Origin of the sequence: Acidiplasma cupricumulans (assembly GCF_001402935.1) — an archaeon.
Classification (GTDB): domain Archaea; phylum Thermoplasmatota; class Thermoplasmata; order Thermoplasmatales; family Thermoplasmataceae; genus Acidiplasma; species Acidiplasma aeolicum.
In genome coordinates this window covers 1-9,180 of sequence record NZ_LKBH01000300.1, presented here as the reverse complement: position 1 = coordinate 9,180, position 9,180 = coordinate 1, and the positions used below count along the sequence as shown (strand labels likewise).

General features: G+C 33.5%; 10 protein-coding genes. 4 read left to right on the top strand and 6 right to left on the bottom strand.

What is annotated here, in order from left to right; translation table 11 throughout:
* Positions 1–43: 43 nt before the first annotated feature.
* The 3 genes from AOG55_RS08435 to AOG55_RS08425 form a co-directional block, all read right to left on the bottom strand.
* Entirely contained in the window at positions 44–745 is a 702-nt protein-coding gene (locus AOG55_RS08435) for a hypothetical protein (RefSeq protein ID WP_055041172.1), read from the bottom strand.
* 63 nt (positions 746–808) lie between these two features.
* Positions 809–1,390, bottom strand: coding sequence for an alpha/beta fold hydrolase (locus AOG55_RS08430; RefSeq protein ID WP_055041171.1), 582 nt, complete (start codon positions 1,388–1,390; stop codon positions 809–811).
* Between the two features lie 111 nt (positions 1,391–1,501).
* Positions 1,502–2,104 carry a hypothetical protein gene (locus AOG55_RS08425; RefSeq protein ID WP_048101411.1) on the bottom strand — a complete coding sequence of 201 codons (603 nt, stop codon included), beginning with the start codon at positions 2,102–2,104 and terminating at the stop codon, positions 1,502–1,504.
* Between the two features lie 123 nt (positions 2,105–2,227).
* Between AOG55_RS08425 and AOG55_RS08420 the strand changes: the two genes are divergently transcribed.
* Genes AOG55_RS08420 through AOG55_RS09705 form a run of 4 tightly spaced genes read left to right on the top strand, consistent with a single transcriptional unit; the run spans position 2,228 to position 5,653 of the window.
* Positions 2,228–3,937 carry an ABC transporter ATP-binding protein gene (locus AOG55_RS08420; protein WP_055041170.1) on the top strand — a complete coding sequence of 570 codons (1,710 nt, stop codon included), beginning with the start codon at positions 2,228–2,230 and terminating at the stop codon, positions 3,935–3,937.
* Positions 3,938–3,940: 3 nt separating this feature from the next.
* Positions 3,941–4,186 carry a hypothetical protein gene (locus tag AOG55_RS09715; protein WP_048101413.1) on the top strand — a complete coding sequence of 82 codons (246 nt, stop codon included), beginning with the start codon at positions 3,941–3,943 and terminating at the stop codon, positions 4,184–4,186.
* The gene (locus AOG55_RS09710; RefSeq protein ID WP_055041169.1) at positions 4,183–4,632 is read left to right on the top strand and encodes an ABC transporter transmembrane domain-containing protein; all 450 of its coding nucleotides are present in this window, start codon (positions 4,183–4,185) and stop codon (positions 4,630–4,632) included. The genes AOG55_RS09715 and AOG55_RS09710 overlap by 4 nt, the downstream gene beginning before the upstream one ends.
* Positions 4,586–5,653, top strand: coding sequence for an ABC transporter ATP-binding protein (locus AOG55_RS09705; protein ID WP_236689000.1), 1,068 nt, complete (start codon positions 4,586–4,588; stop codon positions 5,651–5,653). The genes AOG55_RS09710 and AOG55_RS09705 overlap by 47 nt, the downstream gene beginning before the upstream one ends.
* 28 nt (positions 5,654–5,681) lie before the next feature.
* Here the strand turns inward: AOG55_RS09705 and AOG55_RS08400 are convergent, their stop codons facing one another.
* The 3 genes from AOG55_RS08400 to AOG55_RS08390 form a co-directional block, all read right to left on the bottom strand.
* The gene (locus AOG55_RS08400; protein WP_048101415.1) at positions 5,682–6,056 is read right to left on the bottom strand and encodes a MazG-like family protein; all 375 of its coding nucleotides are present in this window, start codon (positions 6,054–6,056) and stop codon (positions 5,682–5,684) included.
* A gap of 132 nt (positions 6,057–6,188) precedes the next feature.
* Positions 6,189–7,178: a 60S ribosomal export protein NMD3 gene (locus AOG55_RS08395; RefSeq protein ID WP_048101416.1), complete on the bottom strand. Its 990-nt coding sequence runs from the start codon at positions 7,176–7,178 to the stop codon at positions 6,189–6,191.
* Positions 7,179–7,202: 24 nt separating this feature from the next.
* Complete coding sequence (locus AOG55_RS08390; protein WP_084779436.1) at positions 7,203–9,122, bottom strand: thioredoxin domain-containing protein; 1,920 nt, start codon at positions 9,120–9,122, stop codon at positions 7,203–7,205.
* Positions 9,123–9,180: the final 58 nt, after the last annotated feature.

Below are 9,180 nucleotides of genomic sequence, written 5' to 3'. Positions count from 1 at the left end.
TTAAAATAATAACATTATTTTAATGCAATAAAATTTTTTTAAATTACTGTGATTTTTTATCTGCCTCCTTTGCCTTTTTTGTTCTTGAATATGTACGTGATTTTGCTGTTGTCAGCATTGATATATTGTTATTTAATATATATCTGTATTTTTCAAGAAGGCCTTTAAAAAGTTCATGCTCCTTTTCATAGCTATCTATAATATCCTTGTTGTTTTTATCCTCCAGCTGCAGTGTCTTTATCTGGTATGAAAGATCATCATTTTTATCCTGCAAATCCTTTAAAATTGAATTTAATTTTTTGTTTTCCTCCATTAAATCATTAAATTTTTTTTGTATTGAATTTATATCACTGTTTAATGATGCGATTTTAATATCCCGATCATGCAACTCCGATTTTAAATCCTGTATCTGGTTTCCGGATTCTGAAAGCCTGTTATTCAAATCATTAATTTCATCCTTATAATGCTGTGTCTGTGCGTTAAAACTCTCAATTTCCTCTGTAAATTTATCCTTTAAATCGGAAAGCGCAGATATCTGGTCCTTTAAATCTGCCTGTGATTTTGCGTATTTTTCTATCTCAGAATCCTTTTCCATAATTGTATCATTAAGCTTTGAATTTTCATTTTCAAGCTGTGTTATCTTTTCCTTCAGCTGGGCGATCTCATTATCCTTATCCCCAAGCTCTGATTGCAGCCCCTTTAAAGTTTGTGTTAATTCCTCGTATTCCTTTTTAAGACTGGACATATGTGTTAATGATATCTGGAGTATATAATTTTTCGCATTTTATTTTAATGATAATAATAAAAATTACAATTTTTTTAAAAAATCTGTTATATGCTGGTTAAACTCTTTAGAGTCGTCAAGATAGCATGCGTGCTGCCTTCCAACATTATAAAACTCTGCCTCTTTATTGTATTTTAACAGCAGCTCATAATTATTCTGTGGTGAAACGGCATCGTTTTTGCCCCACATTAACAGCATTGGCTTGCCTGAAATATTATTTAATTTTTCCTCATACTGTGAAACACCAACAGCACCGCTGAGTACAAGGCCATCAACCATATCAGGATAATTTACTGCAAAGCCAACAACAGCCTCACCACCCATGGATGCACCAAGAATTATTGCACTCTTAATTTTTAGTGCTGTCATAAATTTGTTAATAAATTCTGATAATGATATGCTAAGATTTGCAGATTTGCCGAAACCCGGGAAATCCACAGATATTGCGTGAAAACCAGAATTTGCAACGGCATCTATTGTGCCGGTTTCCTCGTATGTCCTGCAGTTAAATCTTGCCCCATGAAACATTAAAAAGGGCTTTCCAGATCCGCTTTCAATATAATGTATGCTTGCACCATCCACATCAATAAATTTATCCTCTAACATATATTCTATAATTATTAGCTATTAATTAAACGTTTTCAATTTTTTATGTATTTTATTTAAAATGAAATAATTAATTCTGTCATACATTGAATGACAGAAAAATAAGAAAATTCAAATCCACATATCACCCTCCTTTAGATGGTCTATAAATTCTTTTGGTATACCCCTAGAAACAAGGTGATATTTATTTGGGATAACCTCCATGGATACAGCTGCGTCTATTATATCCTTAAGGCCAACGTATTTTATACCCTTTAACGAGCTTGTACCGAACATCCATGGCGGTATGTCAAAATAATTGCTCAGCCTTCCCGGTATGGCAGGCCTGAGTATTGTGTTTAATTTTTTTGAAATATTTTCATTGTAATACCATTTTTTAAAGAGCAGGCTGTAATCATACTTTGGCTCATAAACCTTCCATTCTATGCCATACTTTTTCTCGATGCCTAAATAAATGGCATTGCCCCCGAAGTCATCAACTGTAGTTTTTGGTGGCTCCTCCTCCATGCCTGTTACAGAATTAACCACCCTTACGGGCACCCTGTTATACCTTGCCATTGCATCGTTGATTATATTTTCAAGGCTTATTATCTCATTTTCATCCAGGCCTGCATCATTTTCAAGCTGCTGGGATATATCCATGAAATAATCTATGGAATTATCTGCTGGTGAATTAATGAGTTTTAAATAGTAATAATATCTTTCACCACTCATTTTATCCCAAATACAATAAACTAATGAGAATATATAATATTATCGGTATGAAACTTTAATTTTTTATTCACTTAATACCGGTAAAAGATAAATAAAAATACAAATCGGGCATATAGATTTATAATGCGTTATAGGTTAAATGATTACTCCATAATATTTAGGAATGTCAGGGGGCTGTGGCATCTCATTACAGCGGTTGTTGCAGCATCCATTCTGTTTGCATACTTTAGTGTGTTAATACCGCTTTATATCGGTGATGCGGTAAATTCAATGAAGGAAAAAAATTTTATGGGAATCTATCATTTCTCCATCCTAATATTATTTGTATCGGCACTTGTATCATTTTTTATATTTATTATTGATTATTATTCAAATAAGGTAAGCCAGAGATTTATATATAATTTAAGAAGGGAACAGTTTGAAAAGGTAATGGACAGAAATTATGAATATTTTATGCAGAATCACCCCGGCGATACATTATCAAAATTCACAATGGATATGGAAACATTACGCCGATTAATAAATATGACACTGTCAAACTTCTTCAGTGTAACATTCCTAATAATTGTTGCAGCCATAGATTTGACAAGGCTTTATTATGGTTTTACATTAATATTCTTTGCTGTAATCATTCCTGTGATCCTGTTAACTGTTAAATTACAGATATTACAGAGGCCGTACTGGAGGGGTTTAAGGTCAAAATATGGATATATGAATGATAGGTTGAACCAGAATATTGCCGGTAACAGGGTTGTCAGATCCTTTAATGCTGAGGACAGTGAAATAAATAAATTTAATTCAATAACAGATGACTACTATGGGGACTATAAAAATATTGCGGCAATAAGGTCCTTTTATGTGCCATTATCACTCTTTCTAATAAGCATGGCAACAGGTTTCATAATAATATATGGTGGCTACCGGTCTGTTTATTATAATCTTAGCATTGGTTCAATAATAGCAGCAGTCAATGTTTTTGCCATAGTGCTCAGACCGGTTAGATTTTATGGAAGGTACATATCATTCTATGAAAATGGCAGGGCCAGCCTTGAAAGGATTAATTCAATGGATTATACCCCGGAGAAAGATTTATATTCTATAAAAAACATAAATTCATATGATATAAAAATAGTTAATTTGAGTTATAATATCAATGGCAGGACCCTGCTGAAAAATATTAACATGGATATGCATGAGGGGTCAAAGATAATGATAATGGGCTTTACTGGATCCGGTAAAACAACACTTGCAAACATAATATCCGGTCTTTATAAGAATTATGATGGCCATGTTTATCTCGGTGGAAATGAATTAAGGGAAATAAACGATAAGATTCTAAGGAATACCATAGGAATAATTTCACAGGACATAACATTATTCTCCGGCACAATTAAATTTAATATAACGCTTGGCATGGAATATACAGATGATGAGATTAAAAATGCTGCCAGAATTGCAGGCATTGATGATTTTATAGAATCACTTCCAGACAAATATGGCGCACTCATTGGTGAAAGGGGCATTAACCTTTCAGGGGGCCAGAAGGAAAGAATAGCCATTGCAAGGGTGGTTATAAAAAATCCAAAAATTATTATTTTTGATGATTCCACCGCAAATCTGGATGTTTACACGGAACATGAGATTATTGAGTCGCTCAAAAACTATATTATTGACAAGACTGCAATTATAATAAGCAACAAAATTTCCGCATTAAGTCTTGCAGATTTTGTAATAATAATGAAGGATGGTGCAGTAATTGATCATGGCCCAAGGGATTATGTTGAAAAGCACAGCCCCATAATGGCTCAATTTTATGAAAGCCAGGAGGTATAATTAATGTTTAATAAATACCTTATAAGATTAATAAGGCAGATGCTGGGTTACCGGAAGAATTCATTAATTATTATAATCTCAATAATAGCAACATCTGCAGTTTCAATGCTTGGCCCACTGTTTATAGGCCTTTCTGTTGATTATATACTGGATCTTAGATTCAGGCTTGTGGTTTTATTCTCAATAATTTATATTTTGGTATACTTTATTAATTATATTGCATCAAAAAAGAGGACGTTTTTTCCATGATTACGGCCCAGCAGGTTATAAAAAGCCTGCGCCAGAGCATGTTTAAAAACTTACAGTATGTGCCGCTATCATATTATGACCAGAAACAGTCAGGCCAGATCATTAGCAGGATTACAAACGATGCTGAGACATTAAGCGAATTTTTAACATTTCAACTTCCACAGGTTGCTGCAGGTGTAATTGGCATAATTGCATCCATAATAATTATGGTTTACCTTGACCCTGTGTTAACTGCCTATGCGATTATTGTTATTCCGTTCCTTCTGGCGGTAATTGCAATTATGAGCGGAAAAATAAGATATAATTATCATGAGGTTAGAAGAAAAATAGCAGCATTAACAGGTGGTGTTTCAGAATCAATAAATGGTATAAATGCTGTTAAATCAAATGGTGCAGAGGATGTATTTGAAAGGCAGTTTGAATCGCTCAACAGGAATAAATTTTAATGCAAATGTTAATGCAGTTAAATTAACATCAATTTTTTCCAGCATGATGGAGATTATTGAGGCGGCCGGAATTATCCTTGTGCTTTATATGGGTGGCATGCAGATATTATCCGGTACCATCAGCATAGGCCTTGTTGTATCCTTTGTCATATATGTTCAGGGATTTTTCACGCCCATTGTCCAGCTTTCCCAGTTTTATAACTCATACCAGTCATCATCAATTGCGGTGGAACGTATCTATAGAATAATTGATGAGCCTGCAGAGGAAAATCATTATGATGTGGATGATATCAGCTTAAAAGAGTCAATAAAACTTATTAATGTGGATTTTTCATACAATAAAACAAGGGTTTTAAAAAATATATCAATGGAGATAAAAAAGGGTGAAAAAATAGCACTTGTGGGCAGAACGGGTGCTGGAAAAACCACCATTACAAATTTAATACTAAAATTCTATCATCCCGATTCAGGATCAATTTTAATGGACAATATTGATATCTCAAGAATTAATACATATAATTACAGAAAACATTTTGGTGTGATACTTCAGGATCCCTTTCTGTTTGATGGCACCATTCTGGACAATATTAAATTTTCAAATGAAAATATTACAGAGGAGGAAATAAAAAATAAAATTAATGATCTTGGCCTCTCAGAGGTATTTTCAGGTTTAAATTTGCATGATGATATTGGCATGCATGGAAACAGGCTTTCTGAGGGGCAGAGGCAGGCGGTGTCAATTTTAAGGGCCGTTATTAAAAACCCTGATATTATAATAATGGATGAGGCCACATCTGAACTTGATTCAATCAATGAAAAAAGAATTCAGGATGCATTATTGAATTTAATGGCGGATAAGACAATGATTATAATAGCACATCATATTAAAACAATACTTCATACGGATGCTGTTTATTATCTTGATAATGGCAGCATAGTGGAATATGGAAATCCGCAGGCCCTGCTTAAAAAGGAGGGGAAGTTTTACAGGATATATAAATCAATTTACACACAAAATTAAATTAATGAAATTTTTAAAATAGCTGCTGTTACTTTTCCTTATGGTCCGGTGATGGTATTTTTACTATTTTTCCCCTGACCTTTTCCACATCATACCTCTGATCCAGTTCAGACATTTTATTTAAGAATGCATCCTCAAGATTGAAGTTCAGCTCGTTTGCCATTGCAAGGCATGTGAAAAATATATCAGATATTTCATTCTGTATCTTTTTCATTATATCAGGATTACGCCCGTTTTTAATATCAGCCTCAAAATTTAGATCGTGCCATAGAAATATCTCCATGAGTTCAGAGGATTCTATGGCAGAGTTCATTGATAAATCCTTTAATGTCTGAAATTTTTGCCAGTCCCTTTTTTCAACAAATTCCCTTGCAATTTTTTGAAGGCCCTCAATTGTTGCCATAAATTAAAAAGGCAAATATATTATTAAAACTTTGGTGGTATTATCCGGTGATTCACCGTAATTCTAAATTGGTTTAAATAAGCCATAAAATTTTAAGCGCGCGGTTATGATTTATTAAATTTCTTCAAATGCTTACATGCTGTAGTACCTATCCCGGTATTTGTAAAGCGAGACCTCCTTTGAGTCAAATACCTGTCTTACAGTTATAATTTTATATGTTTCAGAATTCATTATCTGTGATTCTCCACCATCAGTGGATATTACTATGAATTTATCAATTAATGGCTCCTTTCTTATAATATTAAAATTCCTTCTGTAAAATTCCTTCTGTGTAATATTTTCTGTGGTCTGGGTGTCCAAATCCATAATCCCAATGCTGTTTGCTGATATGGATGTAACCATATAATATTTTTTATCAAATAATATTGATCCCTTTGTAACATCAAGTATTCTTATTAAATGTGTGTATCTGAATATGTCTTTGCCATCCTTTCTCCCGGCAAGTGATTTTGTTTGCTTCATTGATGTAAAATACATGCTATTTAAAAGCTTATCTATTTTTATTGCGTCCTCCTTTCTGCCCAGATATATGTCTATGCCCTCCCTTTTATTTTCTATCCTGCTTATAAAGGAATTTGGGTTATCCCTGTTTAAATCCCTTACATACGACACAATTAGGTCTTTGGCATCATTGAGCCTGCTGTCAAATTCTGTGCTGAACGTTCTTAGCTGTATTATACCCTCATAATAAGACCCGGTAACCTTGTTGCATACAGGACAGCTTTCCTTTAAAATTTTAAGATCTATTTCAGCTGTTTTATTTACCATGCCAAGTGTTTTGCTATTTACATCTATATTTATTATGATTCTATCATCACTTAACTCCAGATTATTTATGGATTCAACATTGCCATTATCGATATTAATATGGCCAAGGGCCTGTCTTTTCAATACATTTTCAGTATCATTATAATACCATTTTTTATTTATTTTAAGTGCCCCGCATTTTGGGCATACTGTAATCTCCATTTTACTGGACTGAAGGCGGATCTGATCGGCAAGGCAGGATGAACACATACCATGTTTATATGCCTCGTTCTTTCCGCATATTATGCATTTCATCATTTTATTATTGCATAGGTGTATTTAAGCATTAATCAATTTTGGTATCATTGATTCATCTATATTATAGCATTTGTTTTCATCGCATACATTTATTTTATTATCACCTTTTTTTAAAATAAAGTAGTTCCATGGATAGTATTTTAGTATAGAATTTATTGCAGATTCATTGGTTGTTTCTATCTTATACATATTTATTCTTTTAAACAATGCATTTAATGAACCTGTAAAAAATACAGGATTCCTTTTAATACTGGATGCAACAGACCTTATGCTGTTATCAATAATTTCATTGTATTCATCATGAATATATGATTCAATGATAATATCATTTAATGCTGCTGAAAAGCCTGATGGAATTGCATTATCATTGCTTTCCCTTAACCTGACCGGCAGATCTGTCAGGTATGAGTAAAAACCTCCTGATGATTTATCATGGTATTTACCTATCATTGTTTTTATGAGATCATCTGCATAATTAAGGTAAATATCATTAAATGTTGCCTCATAGAGGTATAGCAGGCCCGAGGCAAAGAACGCGTAATCATCAAGAAATCCCGGGATTTCAGATTCCCCCTGACGGTATCTGTGCATAAGCACACCATCTTTATACATTTTTGAGATGATGAAATCTGCAGCATTTTCAGCAAGATCCAGATATTCAGGTTTTTTAAAAACAATATATGCCTTTGAAAGTGCCTCTATCATCATGCCATTTATATCGGATAATATCTTGTCATCGGTATTTGGTTTTATCCTTTTATCCCTGGCCTGGTGGAGCCTTAATATATTTTCTCTAAACTTTTTATTAAAAATTTCATCGTCATTCAAATTCTGTGGAATGTAAATGATATTTTTTCCTGTTGGTCTTGAATAGGCGTCATAAAAATTACCCTGCGGTAAAACATCAACTGTTTTCATAAAATCCTCATCAACCAGATTTTTTAGTTCTGTGTAATCCCATAGATAATATTTACCCTCCTCATTCTCTGAATCCGCATCAATTGCGGTAAGAAATGCACCATTAAACATATCAGATTTAACAAAATTAAAAATTTCATCAACGGTGTTTTTATAAAGATCCCTTTTTGTTAAAGAGTAGGCAAAGCTGTATGCTGAAATTGCAAGGGCCTGGTCATATGCCATCTTTTCGAAATGCGGTATTCTCCATATTGAGTCTGTTGAGTACCTGTGAAAGCCACCACCTATTTGATCGTAAATACCTCCAAGGCGCATATTTCTTAATGTTTTTTCAACCATATTTAAAGCATTTTCATCATGATATTTTTTATAGTACTGCATTAAAAATATTAGATTCTGGAATGATGGAAACTTTGGGCTTGACCCAAAGCCGCCTGACTCGGAATCAAAATTTTTTGAAAGTGATTTATATGCATTTTCAATTAGGGATTTTATATCATAATCATTGCTTTTATTTTCACTGTTTTCATAATTTTCAATTGCCCCTATTACGGAATCAGCATTTTTTAAAAGTTCAGACCTTCTGTGCTGCCAGAGTTCCATTACACTATCGCATATCTCAATAAGGCCCGGCATGTTATTTCTGGATGTTTTTGGTATATATGTAAATGCGAATATTGGTTTTTTATCAGGGGTAAGTATCATATTTAACGGCCATCCTCCCTGGCCTGTAAGAATCTGGCTCATTGTCATGTATAAAGAATCTATGTCAGGCCGTTCCTCCCTGTCAACCTTTATGCATACAAATGTTGAGTTCATTTTTGCCGCAACATCATTATCACTAAAACTTTCCATATCCATTACATGGCACCAGTGGCATGTGGAATAACCTATGCTCAGGAAAACAGGTTTATCAAGGCTCTTTGCAAGGTTAAATGCCTCATCAGACCATGGATACCAGTCAACAGGATTATTGGCATGTTCAAGTAAATATGGGCTCTTTTCATTTTTTAAATGGTTCATGCGTGCTTATCAAAATTATATATACAAATATATTGTTTTAAATTCTGCTAACCATTTT